Consider the following 20,286-nt stretch of genomic DNA (forward strand, 5'->3'; position numbering starts at 1 on the left):
TACTGAAACATCGAATATTCTGTACTTTTTTGTCGAAAAAAGAGTTTTTCTATTTATTCATGCCATGCGACTTGTCAATCCGGTAAATAAATGCAAACACTTCTGCAACCGCTTGATACAACTCTTCAGGAATCGATTCATTAATATCCAATTGGCCAAGCAGCGACACTAAACTAGGATCTTCTTGTATGGGAATTTTATGTTCATGTGCTTTTTTTATTAGATTTTCAGCAATTACACCTTTGCCTTTAGCTATGACTGTCGGGGCATTTTCTACATTCTGTTTATATGTCAATGCGACAGCTTCTTTGATGGTCTTGTTTTCTTCCCTCATATTAGAACATCCACTCCCCACTTGCTTACTTGCGCCTCTGTCAATATTGGATGGGGCTCCGGTTGCTTTATATAACTTTTCATAAATACGCCTGATAATTGATAATTTAACGAGCTAAGACCTGTTTTAAGCGCTTCTCTGAACTGTTCTGCATAAGGCATTAATGCATCACTTTCGTTAAAAATATTAATTGTGATAACACGATTTTGTATTTGCATATCAATTACAGTCTCTTTCAAAGAAGCTAAGTCCAGATAAAACATGACACGGGCATAATTGGAATCGATTTTCCCATCCTCTTTCATTTGACCATTCCATTGCAGTGAGGCATCCATGCGTTTTCCGAGAAAATCCAGTGGAACTTGCATAAGAAACTGATGTTGAGGACCATTTTCACCCGATAATATTTGCATCCCATTCAACCGGGAAACAATCATTTCTGCTGTTTCTTTCAACGTGGTTGCAATCGCTTGATTTTGTAGTAATGCCAGCAATTGGGGTTTAAGCGAATCACTTAATTGGCTCAGATTCGCTCCTTTCGCTAATTTTGCTTCGTAAGCAAATCCGATATTGCCAAGTATTTGTTTCATTGCTTGTTCGATCGCTATGCTGTTTATTCCAGATTGAATTGTAGCTTCTGCTGTAATAAAAGCTTGCTGAACGGGTAGTTGATTGGATTTACTAGATAGCAGTGTTAATTGTTCAAATACCTTTGCGTCCAACTCTTTACCGTTCAAGGAAGTTAATATGGACAACACATAATCCTTTGGTGTAAACAATTTCTGGTCAGTGTGAAATGGTTGGGATTGACTTGCTTCGGCAAATGCCTTTAATACTTCATTTATTAAAGACTTTATAGCCGTATTCCATTCTCGCGTTTGAGGTGCTATCTGCACTACTTTTTGAATCAGTTGTTGGATTTCATCTTTTCCTTCAGCTGATAGAAGTTGATTCTGTTGAATCATGTTTTGAAGAAATTTCAATAGTTCCTGAGCTCGAACTGGGTTTTGCAATTGAAGAAGTAGTTGTCCAACTTGCAAACCTTGCCCATCAGCTGGTGATTCAATGGATGTTACTTGTGAACTTAACCAGTTGGCAAGTGTTGCTTGTTTTGGGACAAGTCCAACGTCTTTCAACAAATTCAACAATGCCAGCTTGTCACTTTCGCTTGTTTTCTGTGATTGTAATCGTTCAATCACTTGTCCGAGTATTGCCCCGCCAAGTTCATTTGAGAAAGGCTGAGATATTTGCGCTAATGCTTTATCAAGGTTTCCCTTTTGGCTGGATGGAATGGACGTATCATTTTGTAACGCTATATTAAATGCATCCAATAGCTGATGTAAGCCATTCTTATCTTGTCCGCTGATTAACGTGCGAAAGTTTTCATTCGTAAATAATAAATTGAGCTCACTCAGTTTCTGAATCGCCAACAAACCTTCTTCCATTTTAACCTGTGGTGGGATTTCTTTCAGCCATTGTTCTGCCAATAGTAACTGTTCTTTAGATAGAGGTATTTTCTCTTTGACCATCTGTTGCACAATACTCTGCATTTCGGTTGTTTTCGGCAACTGAAGAGAGTCCATTAACTGCTTCGTTTGACTGGATGTGGCTTTGGAAGAGTTTAGAGCGTCTGTCACTACCTTTAATTGCAAAGTTGCTTTATCACCTACTATTTGAAAGTAATGAGCATCTCCGGCTTTTAAAGGAACTTCTAATATCGCCATCATTTTTTGATTTCCCACTTGAACTTCGGCTCTTTGGTCAGGAAATAATTTTTTCACACTCCCATGAACCACTTGACCGTGTTTTAACAAGAAAACCTGTTCACTTGTGACTGCGGTTCGAATGGATTGCTGTATTGTGGATGACATGCTCAAACCGCCTTTATGAAATCATGGATTTTATAGGTTCAAATGATTTTCTATGAATGGGCGTTGGACCAAACTCACTCAAAGCTTCCAAATGTAAAGCTGTCCCGTATCCGGCATTTTTCGAAAAATGATATTCTGGATAGATTTTATCAAACTCATCCATTATTTCATCACGCGTTGTTTTTGCTAATATCGATGCTGCAGCGATGGCCAGACTCTTGGCATCCCCTTTGATGATCGAGTGTTGTGATGTTGTTGTAGGCAGCTTCATGGCGTCAACCAGTAAGACATGCGGTTCTATCGACAAGTTGTCAACTGCTTTCATCATGGATAACCGTGTCGCTTCGTAGATATTTAAGGTATCAATTTGTTCAACTTCTTGAATATGTATGGAATAACAATGTGCATGTTTTTTAATGACTTCTGCGAAACTCTGCCTTTTACTGCGTGACAGCTGTTTGGAGTCATTTATCCCAAAAAGTTCGCTCGGGTAATCCTTGAAAATGACAGCCGCAGTTACGACAGGACCAGCAAGAGGGCCTCTCCCTGCTTCATCTATGCCAGCTACCAAATCATTCATCGTAAGCTTGTGACTATTGTCAAAATGAATCTTTTCTTCATGTTCAAGTTGAACTTTTTTCTGCATTTCCAGTCTCTTTAGCCAGGACGCAACCAGCTTTTGAACACCCGTCCGTTGATCGTTCATGAGTTCATTCGTCCAGTCATTAGGTTTTGATGTGTTCCTAAGTTGTTCTGAAATTGCCTTTATTGTTAGCATTCCGCTTCACCTCTTTGTCTGTGTTTTGCTATATATGTATGAATGTTGATGATATTGAATATAAAACGAGAGCGTGCATTTACACCTTGCTCTAATAAGAACCCAATTTGAAGGTTGCCGTTGATATTCCACAAAAAACGTCTTGTGTTTATAAAAAAACCTTTCTTACCCGAAGGTAAAAAAGGTTACTGTTCAGGTTCTGATACCAATTCATCCACAATATCAAACGTCAATTTACCGAGATGTTGCCCACGGATATCACGTACAATAAGTTGCGCAACTTGATCATAATCGATTTCCCCACCACCTGCGTAGGCACGTCTAAGTTTCCCGATATGGTCAAATGTGACAACTAAGTCCTCATCTACTTCAGATAATTTGTAGCGTTCTTCCATACGTTTTGGATAATGTGCAGCTAAGAACTTCAGACCATATACAGCCAAGTCTTCCATATTGGTTATGGTGTCTTTGATTGCACCTGTCAATGCCAGTTTGTAACCTACAGCCTGGTCTTCAAACTTCGGCCACAGGATACCTGGTGTATCCAAAAGCTCTAGTTCTTTCCCAACTTTTATCCACTGTTGGGCTTTTGTGATACCAGGCGTATTGCCCGTTTTAGCTAGATTCTTCTTCGCCAGACGGTTGATTAACGTTGATTTACCAACGTTAGGAATCCCGACGATCATCGCACGAATAGCTCGTGGTTTGATTCCACGAAGGCGCATACGCTCCCACTTTTCGAACAACAGCTCACTTGCTGCTTTGGTCACAACTTGTAACCCTTTGCCTTCAAGCGAATTGATGGCAACAGCACGGTGCCCACGTTCTTCAAAATATTGAATCCACTTTTTCGTTTGAAAATCATCAGCCATGTCCATTTTATTTAAAATCAAAAGACGTGTCTTCTGCCCGATCACTTCATCAATCATCGGATTTCGTGAAGACAGCGGCAATCTTGCATCAATCAATTCAAATATAATATCGACTAATTTTAATTTTTCCGTAACTTCACGACGAGCTTTCGCCATATGACCCGGAAACCATTGAATGGTCATTTTCTAATCTCCTCCTGTGTTACTCAACAAGTCCCATTTCAGTTGGTGGCCAGAAAATAACTTTCGTACTGCCTATTATTTCTTCCATTGGCACCACACCGATAATTCGGCTGTCTTTACTGTATCTTCGGTTGTCCCCCATGACAAATACATGCCCTTCAGGAACAACTTCCATTTGAATCAGTTCTTCAAGTGTAAAATCTTCTGTTAATGTACCTTCAATAATATCTTTTTTATATGCGTCCAAGTATGGTTCCGGTTGAGGTTTCCCATTGATATAAAGCTGATCATTTTTATAAGCGATATGATCTCCTGGTACACCGATGACACGTTTAATGTAATCCTTCTTCTCAGGTGCATGGAACACGACGATATCGAAACGGTCTGGTTCCCCCACTTCATAGCCGATTTTGTTGACAATCATCCGATCTCCGTCTTCAAGAGTCGGCATCATCGATTCCCCATCAACTACGATTGGTGTAAATAAAAAATATCGAATAAGCCAGGCTAGTCCAAATGCGATAAGCAAAGCTTTTGACCATTCCCATAACTCATTTTTCTCTTTTTTCGTCTGTTCCATTTTGTTGCCCCCTTGCGTCAATTACTTATATTGTACAAGTATTTATAAAGACAAGCAAAAAGAAAGAGAGCTTGTTAGCCAAGCTCCCTTTCTGATTTGATAATTATCGAATTTCTTTAATACGAGCTGCTTTACCACGTAATTCACGTAGGTAGTACAATTTCGCACGACGTACTTTACCACGACGAAGAACTTCTAAACGAGCAATTTTTGGTGTGTGTACAGGGAATGTACGTTCAACACCTACACCGTAAGAAATTTTACGAACTGTGAAAGTCGAGCTTACACCGCCACCGCGACGTTTAATAACAATACCTTCATACATTTGAATACGTTCGCGAGTTCCCTCAACGACCTTAACGTGTACACGTACAGTGTCACCAGGACGGAATTCAGGAAGATCCGTACGAAGTTGTTCTTTAGTGATTTCAGTAATAATGTTTTGCATGGTTTTCTCTCCTTAGACAGATGCTCATGCCAGCGACAATGGCTGCAGCGGAACACCGTAATTCAGCACTTCACATAGAAGTACAGAATAGATGATACCACAATTCATCGAAGCTAGCAAGGCAAATTAGTTGGTTTTTTCATTCTCCCACCGTGCGATGAGCTTTTTCTCAGCTGCTGTCAATTCATGATTGGACAACAAATCTGGTCGTCTGCTCCACGTACGATATAAAGACTGTTCACTGCGCCATTGATCAATGTGTGCATGATTTCCTGAAAGTAATACGTCTGGCACTTTCAGCCCTCTGAAATCGGCAGGACGTGTATATTGTGGATGTTCAAGCAATCCAGTTGAAAATGAATCCTGTACGGGTGACTCTCCATTTCCAAGTACGCCAGGTAACAATCGTACGACACTATCGATGACAGTCATTGCACCAAGTTCTCCACCAGTCAATACAAAATCCCCAATCGAGATTTCATCCGTCACCAAGTGTTCGCGGATTCGTTCATCATAACCCTCATAATGTCCACACAAAAACACTAACTCTTCTTCAAGCGCCAATTCTTCAGCTTTCGCTTGAGTAAAGCGCTCCCCTTGAGGACACATCAAAATGATGCGAGGTTTCTTGGAGCTAGCGGTAATTGCCTCCACGGCTTGAAATAAAGGCTCTGGCTTTAACACCATGCCTGCACCGCCACCATATGGATAATCGTCCACCTGGTTATGTTTATTGCCCGAATACGTACGGAAATCGGTTACTGCCAGTGAGACTGCCTGCTTTTCCTGTGCTTTTTTTAAAATCGAAGATCCGAAGACACCATTAAACATGTCTGGGAATAACGACAACACATGAATACGCATCATGACAATAAGCCGTCCAATACATCAATGACGATTTTCTTTTCATCGACATCAATTTCTTTTACTACATCTTCAATATAAGGAATGTAATGAGCTTTCCCTTTTGCAGGCGTTACGGTCCAAACATCATTTGCTCCCGTTTGCAAAATATCCGTCACCACTCCAATTTCCTGTCCATCCTGGCCAAACACAGTACAACCTAGGATTTCATGGAAATAGTACTCGTCCCCTTCTAAATCGGACAACTGATTTTCAGACACTTTTAAAATGCCGTCGCGGAACTCTTGCACCATTTCAATCGTCAAATAGCCTTCGAATGTCAATAAATCAAAGTTCTTATGTTGACGGTGACTTGCAACAGTTAACACTAGAGGCGATTTTCCATCTTTGAACAAAGACAGCTTATTACCTACTGCATAACGCTCTTCAGGAAAATCTGTACTTGAAATGACGCGCACTTCTCCACGAATTCCATGTGTATTAACAATTTTACCTACGTTATACCAATTCATTAAAATCACTCCCGATTTAAAGTGCAAAAAAGGAAGGAACCATAAGCTCCCTCCTTTGCGTCTTAATCTAAAATGTCGACATACGTCTTCTTTTTGTGGTGACTGCTTGCTGCTGAATAAACAATGGTACGGATTGCTTTCGCAACACGACCTTGCTTACCAATAACTTTCCCCATATCTTCAGCATGGACAGAAAGTTTGTAGACAATACGGTTTGCATTTTCGTCTAATTCAACACGAACTTCTTCCGGATAATCAACTAATGGTTTAACAATTGTTTCAATCAGCTGCTTCATTATGCTGCCCCCGATTATTTAGCGTTTTTTGCGTTATGGAATTTCTCCATGATGCCTTGTTCAGAGAACAAGTTACGTACTGTATCAGATGGTTTAGCACCAGTTGATAACCATTTCAACGCTAATTCTTCGTTGATTTTAACTTCAGCTGGTTTTGTTAATGGGTTGTAAGTACCAACTGTTTCGATTTGACGGCCGTCACGTGGAGCGCGAGCGTCAGCAACAACAATACGATAGAAAGGAGATTTTTTAGCTCCCATACGTTTTAAGCGAATTTTAACTGCCATGTTTAATAGCACCTCCGAATAGTTTCACACAAGATAGTATATTATCAAGGATTTATTTGTTTGTAAAGTGTTTTTTCTTAACACCTAATATTTTGCCTGAAAAATCACTTGAAAAGGGAATCCAAGCCAGGCATTTTCATCTTTTTCTTACCTTTTTGTTGTTGCATGTTCGACATTTGCTTCATCATTTTCTTCATGTCTTCGAATTGCTTAAGCAAACGGTTCACGTCTTGAATAGACGTTCCAGATCCTTTTGCAATTCGTTTTTTCCGACTGGAGTTAATGATATCCGGTGTCGTTTTTTCTTGAGGTGTCATAGCGTAAATAATCGCTTCTACACGCCCCATTTGTTTTTCATCAACTTTGGCATTTTCTAGCCCTTTGATTTTACCTGCCCCAGGAAGCATTTTAATGATGTCCTCAAGAGGACCCATTTTCTTCACTTGGTTCAGTTGTTCAACAAAATCATCTAACGTAAAGCTTTGAGTTCTGAATTTCTCTTCCAACTCTTTCGCTTTTTCTTCATCTACGTTAGCTTGAGCTTTTTCAATCAACGACAACATGTCACCCATCCCTAAAATACGGGAAGCCATACGCTCAGGGTGGAAAGGTTCAAGGGCATCCATTTTTTCACCCATCCCGACAAATTTAATCGGTTTTTGAGCTACTGAACGAATGGAAAGTGCTGCACCACCACGTGTGTCCCCATCAAGTTTCGTTAGGACAACACCTGTAATGCCGATGCTTTCGTTGAAGCTTTGAGCAACGTTGACAGCATCTTGACCTGTCATTGAATCTACCACTAGGAACACTTCATCCGGTTCCTTCAATGCACGAATGTCTTTCAATTCTTGCATAAGGTCCTCGTCGATGTGTAAACGTCCCGCAGTATCAATGATAATGACATCGTTGTGATCTTCTTTTGATTTCTCAAGAGCTTGACGGACGATTTCAACAGGAGAAACTTCTGTCCCTAATGAAAATACAGGCAACGATAACTGCTTACCAATTGTTTGCAATTGTTGGATGGCTGCTGGACGATAAATATCCGCTGCTACCAATAAAGGATTACGGTTATATTTTTTACGCAAAATATTCGCCAATTTCCCGGTAGTGGTTGTTTTACCAGCACCTTGCAAACCGACCATCATTATAACGGTTGGTGGTTTTTTCGCAAACTGAATCGGACTTTGTTCCCCACCCATCAATTCAGTCAATTCATCTTTTACGATTTTGATGACTTGTTGACCTGGAGTCAAACTCTTCATGACATCCACGCCAACTGCACGCTCACTTACTTTTTTGACGAATTCTTTGACTACTTTTAAGTTTACGTCTGCTTCGATTAAAGCAAAACGGACTTCTCTCATCATTTCTTTGACGTCTGCTTCGGAAACTTTACCTTTACCTTTAATACGTTGGATGGTTCCTTGCAGCCGCTCGGCTAATCCTTCAAATGCCATGCATGCCGCCTCCTAATCCGATTCTTTTAGCATCTCAATCAATTCAGAAGCTAGTTCTTTATTGACTGATTCCGCTTGAATTACTTGTTGTAATTGATTCATTACAAGTTGGCGTTGCTGAAATTTTTCCAGTAATTTAAGTTTTTCTTCGTATTCTTCTAACATCGCTTCTGTGCGACGAATATTATCATAGACAGCTTGTCTTGAGATTTCGTATTCGTCAGCTATTTCACCCAGTGAGTGATCATCCAGATAATAAAGATGCATATAGCTTCGTTGTTTATCGGTCAGCAAAGACTGATAAAAATCATATAGAAAGTTCATACGTGTCGTTTTTTCAAGTAGCATTGTGATCTCTCCCACCTACAACTTCCTACATGTATCATATCGAGCATTACTTTGAGCGTCAAGTATTTTTACTTGTCTACTTAGTATCTTCCGCTTCTTCCTGCTCCAGACCTTCTGCAAATAAACCGTATACATATTTCTCCGTATCGAAAGGCTGTAAATCGTCCATTTTTTCTCCGAGCCCTACAAATTTAACCGGGATGTGCAATTTGTTACGGATTGCCAGAACAATTCCGCCTTTTGCTGTTCCATCTAATTTTGTCAGAACAATTCCTGTTACATTTGTTGCATCTTTGAATGCTTGTGCTTGGACTAATGCATTTTGACCTGTTGTCGCATCAAGTGCAAGCAACACTTCGTGTGGAGCACCTGGTACTTCACGTTCGATTACGCGATGAACTTTTTGCAATTCATTCATCAAGTTCACTTTGTTTTGCAATCGACCAGCCGTATCACAAATCAATACGTCAATCCCTTTGCTTTTCGCTGAACGTACCGCATCGTACATAACCGCTGCAGGATCTGACCCTTCGGATTGTTTAATTACTTCAACTCCTACGCGGTCTCCCCAAACTTGCAGTTGATCAATTGCACCCGCACGGAAAGTATCTCCAGCTGCCAGCATGACAGTTTTTCCTTGTTGTTTCAGGCGATGTGCAAGTTTACCAATGGTTGTTGTTTTTCCAACGCCGTTTACCCCTACAAACAAAATAACCGTTAAGCCATCTTCCTGAATAAGGAGTTCGTTTGATTCTTCTTCACCAGATTCGTATATTTCTACTAACTTCTCAGAAATCACAGATTGAATACCAGCAGTGTCTTTCATGTTTTTACGTTGAACCTCAAATCTCAACGCATCCATCAATTCCATTACCGTTTCAACCCCAACATCGGCTTGAAGCAATAAATCTTCCAGTTCCTCAAAGAAATCCTCATCCACTTTACGGTACTTCGCCACTAAATCATTCACTTTGGAAGTAAATTGATTGCGTGTTTTAGATAATCCATCCTTGAATTTTTCGGATATAGAAACCGATTCACTGGTTCCTGTTAATTTTTCTTTCATTTTTTTAAAGAAACTCAAGCTCTTTCGCTCCCTTGTGCGACAAGTGTCGGTTGATCTTCTTGCATTTTGACAGATACCAATTTAGAAATACCTGATTCCTGCATGGTAATTCCATATAGAACATCTGCACCTTCCATCGTACCTTTGCGATGGGTGATAACGATAAACTGTGTATCTTGACTAAATTTTTTCAAGTATTGACTGTAACGAATTACATTTGATTCATCCAGTGCCGCTTCTACTTCATCCAGAATACAGAACGGTACAGGACGAATGTTTAGAATGGCAAACAATAAGGCAATGGCTGTGAGCGCACGCTCTCCACCTGAAAGCAAACTTAAATTTTGTCGCTTTTTCCCAGGAGGCTGGGCAACGATTTCGATGCCAGTTTCCAGCATATCTGAAGGATCGGTCAATACTAAATCCGCTTGGCCACCACCAAACAATTCTCGGAAGACGCGGCCGAATTGCGCCCGAATGGCGTAGAATGTATCACTGAAACGCAACGTCATTTCTTCATCCATTTCTTTAATAGCTTCATGCAATGTTTCTTTTGCATCCAATAAATCCTGACGTTGATCGGTCAGGAAAGCATGACGCTCAGAAACTCGTTCGAATTCTTCAATGGAGGCTACATTCACAGGACCCAACTCTTCAATGGATTGCTTCAGCAGTTTCACTTTTTTTCGTGAAACGTCTTCTTCAAATGTATCCATATCTGGCAGTTCCAATTCATCCAATGTCAGATGATAGTTTTCTTCCAGCTGGGTATGCAGCGTATGCTGTTCAACGTCAAAACGATTCAGCTTCACTTCAGCGGCTCTCAAAGCGTCCAACTGTTGTTTATGCAAATGTTGATTTTTCTTCAGTTGCAGTTCAACCTGTTGTAGTTGGACATGAATTTGTCCACGTTTTTCTTTGCCTACGGTAATACGATCAACAAGTGTTTGCTTTTTCTCTTTCCACTCAATCAGTTGCTGGTCAATTTCTTCCGGAGTTGGACCCATTTGATTGTCACCAGATTCATACCATTGCATTTCCTGTTTGGCGTGATCAAGCTTTTGCGAAACTTTTTGTTGTTTTTCCTGCAAATCGACAACTACATCGTTGGAAACATTCAATTGCTCGGTTAAAACCGCCTGTTTCGAACGAAGTTCAGCCATTTGTTCTGTTAATTGATCCCGTTCATTCAGCGTCTGTGATTTGAGATTGGTTAACCGATTGATTGTATCATTCAGTGTTTCCAGTTCATTCTTTAATTCATGAAGACGTTGCTGAGCTTGATTTTTCTTTTCTTTTGCTTGTTCATGTCGACTTGAAACATCTTTTGTTTCCGAATTGGAAATAAATGCTCGTTCATTAAGACGCTTGAAAGCGGTTTCGAGTTCACGAAGATTAGAACTTAGTTCCAATTCCTGCGCTCTGCGTTGTTCCCCTTCGGTACGCATACTTTCAAGTAACTCAACTTGTTGGTCAATAGACTTTTTCAGTGTGGCCACTTGAGATTCAGCTATAAGAATGGACTGATCCATCGCTTTTAATTTCATTGAAAGTTCATCCAGCTCGGCTTTCCTTGAGAAGACAGAGGACTGTTGCTTAGTGAATCCTCCGGTCAATGAACCGCCTGCATTGACGATATCTCCATCCAGTGTAACAACTCGGTAGCGATATTGAATGGATTTGGCAATTTGGGAAGCCCCTTGCAAATCTTTGACCACAATGACATTTCCAAGTAAATTTTCGACAATGGATTTTGACGATGGATCAAAGGAAACGAGTTCATCCGCTGTTTGAACGAAAGAAGGATGACCTCCAATGCTTCTCAATGTATCCGCTTGTATTTTTCTCGACTTCATGACCGTCTTCGGAAGGAATGTAGCACGGCCAGAGCGTTTGTTTTTCAAAAACGCAATAGCTTTTCGCGCATCTTGATCCGACTCGGTAACAATATGTTGCATAGCTCCACCAAGCGCTGTCTCGAGCGCTTTTGTATATTCAGGCTTTACTTGAATAAGCTCTGCTACCGCACCTGTAATGCCGGACAGTTCGCCCTTTTCACGCGCAACCAATACTTCTTTGACCCCTTGGAAGAAACCAGAGAAATCCGCTTCCAGTGCTTCTAACGATTCTTTTCTTGCTTTCAACTGTTGTTGGTGTTGATAAGCTTGATATAGCATCGATTGCTTGGAATCAAGTTTCTCTTTTTCTTTTGAGAAAGCCTCTTGACGTTTTTTGTAATCAGTCAGGTTTTTGTCCAGTTCACTTCGAATTTGTGATAACTGCTTATCCACTTGCTTCTTTTGTATCTCGACAGTTGATAAGTCTGAAGTAATCTGTTCATATTCATTCGTCATTTTATCTTTGAATTCATGTTGTTGAAGAAGCTGTTGCTCCAAATGTTTCAGTTCATTTTTGACAGTCGCTTCTTCATTTAACAAATCAATATATGTTGACTTATGATCTTCGATTTCCACTTCAATCTCTGCACTGGATTGTTTCAATAAATGATCCAACTGTTTGACTTCCTGTTGGACATTTCGCAATTCCGTTCTTGCTTTCGAGGTAGCGGCTTGCTTTAGTTCCAACTGGGTCGTTAACTGGTTTTTCTCTTCTTCAAGTTCATCAATGGTTAAGCGAAGTTTATCGATTTGCTGATCCATATTTTGACGCTTTTCAGCCATCAATTGTTTACGCCCATCCCAGCGCTCAAGCTCAGAACTGGCTTCAACAAGTGATTCCTGTGAATCATCAATTAATCGGTCCTGCTCTGTCAATTGCTCACGAACCGTATGTAACTCAGTTTCCATTTTAGCTATGAGGTCTTCCAGTTCCTTTTCTTGCTTTTCGAAGACTTCTACTTCCTGCTTAACTTCACCTAAGCGTTTTTCGACTCGTACCAAATCAAAAGCAATTAACCCTAAGTCAACGCCCTTTAATTCTTCGGACATGCGTAAATAATCGGTGGCTGCTGACGCTTGCATTTGAAGCGGCTCCATCCGACTATCCAGTTCGTGTAAAATATCCAGCACTCTGTGTAAATTGTCATCGGTTTCAAACAATTTGTTCTCGGCTTTCTTTTTACGCAATTTATATTTTAGAACACCCGCAGCTTCTTCAAAAATAGAACGGCGGTCTTCTGGACGACTGTTGAGAATTTCATCCACTCGTCCTTGTGAAATAATCGAAAAGGCTTCTTTACCTAGCCCGGAATCCATAAATAAATCATTAATATCTTTTAATCTACAAGTTTGTTTATTTAATAAGTATTCACTATCGCCCGAACGAAACACGCGTCTCGTGACACTGATCTCGTTGTAATCCAATGGCAAGCGCTCATCTGAGTTATCAAGTATAAGAGTAACTTCTGCAAAATTAAGCGCTTTTCGTGAGTCGCTTCCTGCAAAAATGACATCTTCCATTTTGGCGCCGCGAAGTGATTTTGCGGACTGTTCTCCCAAAACCCATCGAATAGCATCCGTTACATTACTTTTCCCACTTCCATTTGGACCGACCACTGCGGTCACGCCTGGTACAAAATCAATGCCAATTCGATCCGCAAACGATTTAAATCCAATGACTTCAAGTCGCTTTAGGAACAAATTTAGCCCTCCTGTCTGCTTGCAACTTGGCCTTGTATGCGAATAATCGCTACTTGGGCCGCTTTTTGTTCAGCTTCTTTTTTAGACTTGCCTTTACCTTCACCCAACTCGGTGTTGCCTAATCTCACACTGGAGACAAACGTTCGATTGTGGGCAGGTCCCTTTTCTTCTACAATTTCATAGTTCAATGCACCATTGTTCATTTGTTGAACCATTTCTTGTAACTGACTCTTGTAATCCATCACATGCGAAAAAGCACCGATTTCGACTTTTGGAAACACAACTTGTTCCAAAAACTTCACAACAGGTTGTAAGCCTTGATCTAAATATAGTGCGCCGACAAATGACTCAAACACATCTGCAAGAAGTGCTGGTCTTTCGCGTCCACCTGTAATCTCTTCTCCCTTACCTAAAAGCACATACTTCCCAAAGTTTAATTCATTCGCAAATAAAACGAGTGACGGTTCGCAAACGATCGCCGCACGTAATTTGGTCAATTCACCTTCGCTCATGGCAGTAAACTTTTGAAATAAGTATTGAGAGACAGAGAGTTCAAGAACAGCGTCACCTAGAAATTCAAGTCGCTCATTGTCCGTGTAAAATTTCCGTCGATGCTCATTCACATAGGATGAATGGGTAAATGATTGATAAAGAAGTTCAGGGTTTTGAAATTGAACTCCTAATTCTTGCTGTAATACCGCAAATGATTGCTTGACTGTTTCGGAAAATGTTCCGTTTTTTTGAGGAGTTCCTCTACGTTTACCCGTCATCTATATAATCTGCCTTCCTTTAGTTTCTACGGTCTAGTTTACCCGTTTGTCCTGTAATGTGCAAAAAGAAATAGAGACGCGATAGACCATTCTTAAAGAATGTCTATCGCGTCTCGCAAGTGAATAATTGCTTATCCTTGTTTGCTTTCGATATAAGTAACTGCATTTCCTACAGTACTGATCTGTTCAGCATCTTCATCTGAAATCTCCATGTCGAACTCATCTTCCAATTCCATTACAAGTTCAACTACATCTAGAGAATCAGCACCTAAATCATCACGGAAAGAAGCTTCCATTTTCACTTCGCTCTCGTCTACACCTAAACGATCTACGATTACTTTTGTTACGCGCTCTACTACTGTTGCCACTAAAGTCACCTCCCCTCAATGATTATACAAAAAACCACGCTTACTTCATAGAGGATAATTACATTATCATTCCGCCATCGACATGAAGCGTTTGACCTGTAATGTAGTTCGAATCATCGGAAGCCAAAAATACAACCGCTTTTGCTACATCTTCAGGATTGCCTAGCTTCGCCAACGGAATTTGAGTCAGCATTTGCGATTTCATTTCTTCGGACAGTTCGTCTGTCATATCAGTAGTGATGAATCCTGGTGCAATAGCGTTGACATTAATGTTACGACTAGCCAATTCTTTCGCAGTTGTTTTCGTCAATCCAATAACACCCGCTTTAGCTGCTACATAGTTAGCTTGACCCGCATTACCTGAAACGCCGACAATCGATGCAATATTGACGATTCTGCCAGCACGTTGCTTCATCATTTGGCGAGTAACGGCTTTCGTACACAAAAATACACCTTTTAGATTTGTGTTGATCACGTCGTCCCACTCATTTTCTTTCATACGCATTAAGAGATTGTCGCGTGTAATCCCAGCATTGTTGACTAAAATATCGATACTGCCGTAACGGCTCATTGTTTCAGCAATCATTGCAGATACACTTTCTGCATCGCTGACACTTGCCTGAATGGCGAAAGCTTCTCCACCATTTGCAAGTATGTCATTCACAACTTCTTCAGCTTTTGCTTGGCTGCCGCTGTAGTTCACAGCAATGCGTGCCCCTTCTTTAGCTAAATACTTTGCGATTTCAGCACCAATTCCTCGTGAAGCTCCAGTGACGATTGCCGTTTTCCCCATTAATTTCCCCATTACGCCCACTCCTTTGCTGCCTCAATTACTTGCTCAACAGTTTCGTTATCATAAGCTGCATAAACGACTGCCGATCGATCAATTTTTTTCACTAATCCACTCAGAACTTTACCAGGTCCACATTCAATGAATGTGTTTACGCCTAAGTCCAATAATGCACGGATTGATTCTTCGAAACGCACAGGTGAATAAAGTTGTTCAACCAGTAGCTGTTTCATTTCCTCAGCCGATGTTACAGGTCCGGCAGTAACATTTGAAATGACAGGAACATCTGTATTATGCATGTCCAGTTCATTTAATGCATTCTCCAGTTTCGATGCTGCAGGTCTCATAAGCTCAGAGTGGAACGGTCCGCTGACAACCAGTGGGATCGCTCGTTTAGCTCCAGCTTCTTTTGCTTGCAGACAGGCTTTTTCAACGCCGGCTTTTGTTCCTGATATGACGATTTGGCCAGGACAATTCAAGTTTGCGAGTTGGACAACTTCACCCTCAGCTGTCACTTGATCCGTTACCATTTTTAGAGCATCAGCTTCCATACCGAGAATGGCAGCCATAGCCCCTAGTCCAGCAGGTACCGCTTCATTCATAAATAACCCACGTTGATGGACAATTTTCACACCGTCTTCAAAAGACATAACGCCTGATGCAACAAGTGCTGAATATTCTCCAAGACTGTGACCTATTGTATAATCTGGTTTTAAACCAGCAGCTTGCAGAAGTTCAGATACCATTGTGCTTGTTGTCAAAAGTGCGGGCTGTGCATTATAAGTGTACGTCAATTCTTCAACCGGTCCTTCCAACATCAGCGTTGAAAGGGAGAATCCCAATTGCTCATCGGCTTTATCATAAAACGCCTTGTTACCTGTATTGCTCTGAACCAATTCATTCCCCATGCCAATCGCTTGAGATCCTTGTCCTGGAAAAATAAATGCAATTTTTGTCATTTAGTTTTACCTCCTTCAATAGTTGAATGGATTGTGCCACACACATCAAATTCAACCATTGTACGTGCCTGGCGGATTGCGTTCATTACGGCATTGGCATTGGAAGACCCATGTGCTTTGATGACAGGTGCTTTCAGACCAAATAATGCAGCGCCTCCGTATTCGGTATAATCCATTTTGTTTTTTAGACCACGTAAATCATCTTTGACTAGATAAGCGGATATTTTTGATTTCGTAGAAGCGCCAAATACTCCTTTTAACATACTGAAAAAGCTAGCTGCAGTTCCTTCTATTGACTTCAATACCATGTTGCCTGTAAAACCATCCGTCACAACAACATCAGCGACATTCATCAGTAAATCTCGTGATTCCACGTTCCCAACGAAGTTAATCGGTGCTTGTTGTAATTGACTAAAAGCAGCCTTCGTTAATTCATTTCCTTTTGTTTCTTCCGTCCCGATGTTCAGCAATCCAACTCGTGGTGATTCGATCCCACGTACTTTTGCCGCATAAATACTCCCCATAATACCGAACTGAACCAAATGCTCAGGCTTCGCATCAGAATTTGCTCCCAAATCGAGCATAACAAATCCTTGTCCATCGATTGTCGGCAATGTTGGAGCAAGTGCAGGGCGCTCAATTCCTTCAATTCGACCTACGATGAAAAGTCCAGCAGCCATTAATGCTCCCGTGTTACCAGCAGATACACACGCATTGGCTTCTCCGTTTTTCACGGCTTCCGCCATGCGAACCATCGAAGCATCTTTTTTCCGACGAATCGCTCTTACAGGTTCATCGTCTGCTTCTATTTTTTCTTCTGTATGTATAAGTGTTAACCGTTCATGAGTTGAAAGAAACGGTTTCACCTTTTCTTCATGACCGTATAAAAGAATATGGATATCTTCGAATTGCTCCAGTGCTTTTAAAACACCTTCCACGATTTCTTTAGGTGCGTGGTCTCCACCCATTGCGTCTACTGCGATTCTCATGATACATCACCTTTACCATGCTCATTTGTGCGATACATTTCAAAATGTCCTTCAAAAACAATTTCATTTTCGACAGTTGAAGTGACTTCGACAAATGTGCGATTTTTATCTTGATCTTTTTTTGTCACTGCTGCTTTTGCAATAACGCGATCTCCAAGTTTGACTGGTTTAACAAAAGACAAATTCGATTTCACAGTCAACGCTAACTCATCATTAATGACAGCCACTGCCAACGAATTGGCCTGAGCGAATAAATGATGCCCACGTGCGATTCGATTTCGTTTGAATACATGTTCCGTTTTAACGTCAAACAATGAAATTGCTCGGACATCCAACTCAATGTCTACCATTTCACCGATTACTTCATTTAACGGCAATGAACGTACCTCATCTTCAAAAGATTTCGAAGCGACATGTTTTATGCGCTCGCGTAACTCGGGAATTGATAATTCCAATCGATCCAATCGTATTGTCTGGACACTTACGCTAAACTGGCCTGCCAGCTCTTCATCCGTGATGAAGGGATTATTTTTTATCGTATCTATTAACAGTTGTTGACGTTCTTTTTTTGAGCGTTTCATATGGTCACCATCCGATATTAGCACTTGGTACTAATATCAGTATATTAATACAACAAAAAGAATGCAAGGATTCTATGAAAGTTCATACTTCAAATGGAGCATCAAAAGAGTGCATTTTTCAAAGGCGAGCAATTTTTTCGGGCCATCTAAGAAAAGAAGAAGTTAAAGAATATTTCATACAGACTAATTGATGCATAGCGTTTAATTTTTCTCTTGGTGGCATTGGTGCCATAATAGAGACAAGCAAAAGAAATCGTAACTAAACCAATAAAACACACGATCAACTGCATTGATAAACGTACTAAAGGGGAATGTGAAAAATGAACTGGATGCCGGATAGAAATGCCAAAAAAGCAATCTATAAACAGCTTGCGGAATATATCGAAGCCGGAATTGCGGATGGAACTTTTCCGCATGATGAACCACTTCCGTCGGAAAGGTTCTTGGCTAAGGAATATAACATTAACCGCAGTACAGTTGTGTCTGCATACGACGAATTGGAATCCAATGGGCTTATCCAAAGAAAAAGAGGAAGCGGTACAACAATAAATAAAGACATATGGGGGATTACGAAGAAACGGATTCCGAGTTGGAATCGATATATTGAGGCTGGCTCTATATTGCCTAATTTAGCCGTAACCCAAAAAATCCGAAAAGAAGTGGCTGATCATAAATTGATCAATTTAGCGAGTGGAGAATTGTCGGAAGACCTCTTCCCACAGGCCACACTGAGAAGCATTGCATCAAACAGATCATTTTTCGGAAGCTTGGGCTATGATCACCCTCAAGGGAATGTGATATTAAGAAATACAATTGCAAAACATGTGATTCATCAAAGGAAAATGGAGGGAACAGATCCGTCCTCAATCCTTATTACCTCTGGTGCACAGCAAGCTTTGCATTTAGTCATCCAATGCCTGTTAAAGCCAGGTGATGCAGTAGCTATAGAGAATCCATCGTATTCTTACAGTCTCCCTATATTCAAATCTGCAGGTATCAGGACCTATTATTTACCCATGGACACGGAAGGAATTAATCCGGATGACTTAGTATCCTTATATAAAAAGCATAAAATCAGAATGATTTTCTTGAATCCCGCTTTCCAAAATCCAACTGGAACATTTCTATCCCAGAGTAGAAGAAAAGCTGTTTTGGACATATCATCTAAGTACGGAATTCCTATTGTGGAAGATGATCCATACAGTTTATCTTCCTTTAGGGGTGATGAAGTCACCACCTTAAAGTCGATGGACACCCAAGGGAATGTCCTGTATATAAGTTCATTATCAAAAATCGTGGCTTCCGGATTGAGGATTGGCTGGATCATAGGTCCAAAAGCGGTGATTGAACGATTAACAGATGCGAAGCAGCAGATTGATTTTGGACATTCGAGTTTCACTCAATGGATTGCAAATGATTTCCTGGAATCAGAAGACTTTCCTGCACATATAAAAAGGTTAAACATGCAGTTGAAAAAGCGAAGAGATCAAATAGCCAAAAGCCTTGAATTTTTTCTTGGGAAACAAGTCGATTTTCATGCTCCCGAAGGAGGCATTCATATCTGGTGCAAGCTGAATATAGAATTTAATGAAATGAAACTGCTGGAAGAATCCATAAAAAGAGGGATTATATTTGTTCCTGGAACAACAATGGGTTCAGAAAAAGGATATGTCCGTTTTACATTTGCTAGAGAAAATGAAGGAAATATACATGAAGGAATAAAACGATTTGCAGAAGCCTTGCAAGTGGTTCAAGAGTAATTTATTTTTGAAAATAGCACAAAAGTGGATGGTATAATTAATACCGAAATGGATGGTCATAAATTTAGTAAATCCTTTATAATTATATGCGATAGGGCAGTAGGAAAAGTAGAAATACATTTTTTATCTCATATGTAATCATTTCAATGTTTGAATGTAAGGATATATTCTAAACAAGGTTTACGATAAAGATGACATTCAAGGAGGAAATATGAACATTCTCATTTTATTAATTATCGTTTCCATAATTTTGGTGATCGCTCTGGTAAGTACACTTTTAGTTACAAAAGAAAGAGACGCTGTTTATAGTAGTGAAAAAAGTATAACTAAACTTGGATTGATGTATAGCGCCTTACTTCCACTAATAATTATTGTAGCGTTGATTTTTTGGTTTTAAAATAAATACCATTTGAATGGTTCGACTATTCAACATGGAGAAATCGCACAGGAAAATGCTCCTGTGCGATTTTTTGCGTACAATGAAGTTCGCCTCGAGTCACCACGCTAATAATTAATGGCTTTTGCGCATAGCAAGCCGCAAGAATGAAAATGGTCAAAGGTAGTTTGA

21 protein-coding genes are annotated in these 20,286 nt (G+C 40.4%); 1 reads left to right on the forward strand and 20 read right to left on the reverse strand.

The window, feature by feature from the left end:
* Nucleotides 1–49: 49 nt before the first annotated feature.
* The 20 genes from MHH33_RS11600 to fapR all read right to left on the reverse strand — a co-directional run bounded on the left by MHH33_RS11600 (nucleotide 50) and on the right by fapR (nucleotide 17,958).
* Entirely contained in the window at nucleotides 50–334 is a 285-nt protein-coding gene (locus MHH33_RS11600) for an EscU/YscU/HrcU family type III secretion system export apparatus switch protein (protein ID WP_016427699.1), read from the reverse strand.
* The gene (locus MHH33_RS11605) at nucleotides 331–2,205 is read right to left on the reverse strand and encodes a hypothetical protein (protein WP_342541818.1); all 1,875 of its coding nucleotides are present in this window, start codon (nucleotides 2,203–2,205) and stop codon (nucleotides 331–333) included. Before MHH33_RS11605 ends, MHH33_RS11600 begins: the two co-directional genes overlap by 4 nt.
* Before the next feature lie 13 nt (nucleotides 2,206–2,218).
* On the reverse strand, nucleotides 2,219–2,983 hold the full coding sequence (locus MHH33_RS11610; RefSeq protein ID WP_342541819.1) for a ribonuclease HII: 765 nt from the start codon (nucleotides 2,981–2,983) through the stop codon (nucleotides 2,219–2,221).
* Nucleotides 2,984–3,168: 185 nt separating this feature from the next.
* Nucleotides 3,169–4,038: a ribosome biogenesis GTPase YlqF gene (ylqF, locus tag MHH33_RS11615; protein WP_016427702.1), complete on the reverse strand. Its 870-nt coding sequence runs from the start codon at nucleotides 4,036–4,038 to the stop codon at nucleotides 3,169–3,171.
* 19 nt (nucleotides 4,039–4,057) lie between these two features.
* Complete coding sequence (gene lepB, locus MHH33_RS11620) at nucleotides 4,058–4,618, reverse strand: signal peptidase I (protein ID WP_016427703.1); 561 nt, start codon at nucleotides 4,616–4,618, stop codon at nucleotides 4,058–4,060.
* A gap of 103 nt (nucleotides 4,619–4,721) precedes the next feature.
* A complete protein-coding gene (rplS, locus tag MHH33_RS11625; protein WP_016427704.1) occupies nucleotides 4,722–5,066 on the reverse strand; it encodes a 50S ribosomal protein L19 in 345 nt (114 codons plus the stop codon).
* Nucleotides 5,067–5,192: 126 nt separating this feature from the next.
* Nucleotides 5,193–5,930, reverse strand: a complete 738-nt coding sequence (gene trmD, locus MHH33_RS11630) for a tRNA (guanosine(37)-N1)-methyltransferase TrmD (protein WP_342543768.1) — start codon at nucleotides 5,928–5,930, stop codon at nucleotides 5,193–5,195.
* Nucleotides 5,930–6,442 carry a ribosome maturation factor RimM gene (gene rimM, locus MHH33_RS11635; RefSeq protein ID WP_342541820.1) on the reverse strand — a complete coding sequence of 171 codons (513 nt, stop codon included), beginning with the start codon at nucleotides 6,440–6,442 and terminating at the stop codon, nucleotides 5,930–5,932. The genes trmD and rimM overlap by 1 nt, the downstream gene beginning before the upstream one ends.
* Before the next feature lie 62 nt (nucleotides 6,443–6,504).
* Nucleotides 6,505–6,738, reverse strand: a complete 234-nt coding sequence (locus tag MHH33_RS11640; protein WP_016427707.1) for a KH domain-containing protein — start codon at nucleotides 6,736–6,738, stop codon at nucleotides 6,505–6,507.
* 14 nt (nucleotides 6,739–6,752) lie between these two features.
* Complete coding sequence (rpsP, locus tag MHH33_RS11645; protein ID WP_016427708.1) at nucleotides 6,753–7,025, reverse strand: 30S ribosomal protein S16; 273 nt, start codon at nucleotides 7,023–7,025, stop codon at nucleotides 6,753–6,755.
* Between the two features lie 104 nt (nucleotides 7,026–7,129).
* The gene (gene ffh / locus MHH33_RS11650; protein WP_016427709.1) at nucleotides 7,130–8,488 is read right to left on the reverse strand and encodes a signal recognition particle protein; all 1,359 of its coding nucleotides are present in this window, start codon (nucleotides 8,486–8,488) and stop codon (nucleotides 7,130–7,132) included.
* A gap of 12 nt (nucleotides 8,489–8,500) precedes the next feature.
* Nucleotides 8,501–8,836: a putative DNA-binding protein gene (locus tag MHH33_RS11655; protein WP_016427710.1), complete on the reverse strand. Its 336-nt coding sequence runs from the start codon at nucleotides 8,834–8,836 to the stop codon at nucleotides 8,501–8,503.
* 76 nt (nucleotides 8,837–8,912) lie between these two features.
* Nucleotides 8,913–9,902, reverse strand: a complete 990-nt coding sequence (gene ftsY, locus MHH33_RS11660) for a signal recognition particle-docking protein FtsY (RefSeq protein ID WP_342541821.1) — start codon at nucleotides 9,900–9,902, stop codon at nucleotides 8,913–8,915.
* Nucleotides 9,903–9,916: 14 nt separating this feature from the next.
* The gene (smc, locus tag MHH33_RS11665) at nucleotides 9,917–13,501 is read right to left on the reverse strand and encodes a chromosome segregation protein SMC (protein WP_342541822.1); all 3,585 of its coding nucleotides are present in this window, start codon (nucleotides 13,499–13,501) and stop codon (nucleotides 9,917–9,919) included.
* 2 nt (nucleotides 13,502–13,503) lie between these two features.
* The gene (gene rnc, locus MHH33_RS11670) at nucleotides 13,504–14,271 is read right to left on the reverse strand and encodes a ribonuclease III (RefSeq protein WP_016427713.1); all 768 of its coding nucleotides are present in this window, start codon (nucleotides 14,269–14,271) and stop codon (nucleotides 13,504–13,506) included.
* Between the two features lie 131 nt (nucleotides 14,272–14,402).
* Entirely contained in the window at nucleotides 14,403–14,639 is a 237-nt protein-coding gene (gene acpP / locus MHH33_RS11675; RefSeq protein ID WP_016427714.1) for an acyl carrier protein, read from the reverse strand.
* 58 nt (nucleotides 14,640–14,697) lie between these two features.
* Entirely contained in the window at nucleotides 14,698–15,444 is a 747-nt protein-coding gene (fabG, locus tag MHH33_RS11680) for a 3-oxoacyl-[acyl-carrier-protein] reductase (RefSeq protein ID WP_016427715.1), read from the reverse strand.
* Nucleotides 15,444–16,388: an ACP S-malonyltransferase gene (gene fabD / locus MHH33_RS11685; RefSeq protein ID WP_016427716.1), complete on the reverse strand. Its 945-nt coding sequence runs from the start codon at nucleotides 16,386–16,388 to the stop codon at nucleotides 15,444–15,446. Before fabD ends, fabG begins: the two co-directional genes overlap by 1 nt.
* Nucleotides 16,385–17,377, reverse strand: coding sequence for a phosphate acyltransferase PlsX (plsX, locus tag MHH33_RS11690; RefSeq protein WP_016427717.1), 993 nt, complete (start codon nucleotides 17,375–17,377; stop codon nucleotides 16,385–16,387). The genes fabD and plsX overlap by 4 nt, the downstream gene beginning before the upstream one ends.
* Entirely contained in the window at nucleotides 17,374–17,958 is a 585-nt protein-coding gene (fapR, locus tag MHH33_RS11695; protein WP_016427718.1) for a transcription factor FapR, read from the reverse strand. The genes plsX and fapR overlap by 4 nt, the downstream gene beginning before the upstream one ends.
* A gap of 320 nt (nucleotides 17,959–18,278) precedes the next feature.
* Here fapR and MHH33_RS11700 point away from each other — a divergent pair, with 320 nt between their 5' ends.
* On the forward strand, nucleotides 18,279–19,718 hold the full coding sequence (locus tag MHH33_RS11700; protein ID WP_016427719.1) for a PLP-dependent aminotransferase family protein: 1,440 nt from the start codon (nucleotides 18,279–18,281) through the stop codon (nucleotides 19,716–19,718).
* The last annotated feature ends 568 nt before the right edge of the window (nucleotides 19,719–20,286 follow it).

Source organism: Paenisporosarcina sp. FSL H8-0542 (assembly GCF_038632915.1).
Lineage (GTDB): Bacteria > Bacillota > Bacilli > Bacillales_A > Planococcaceae > Paenisporosarcina.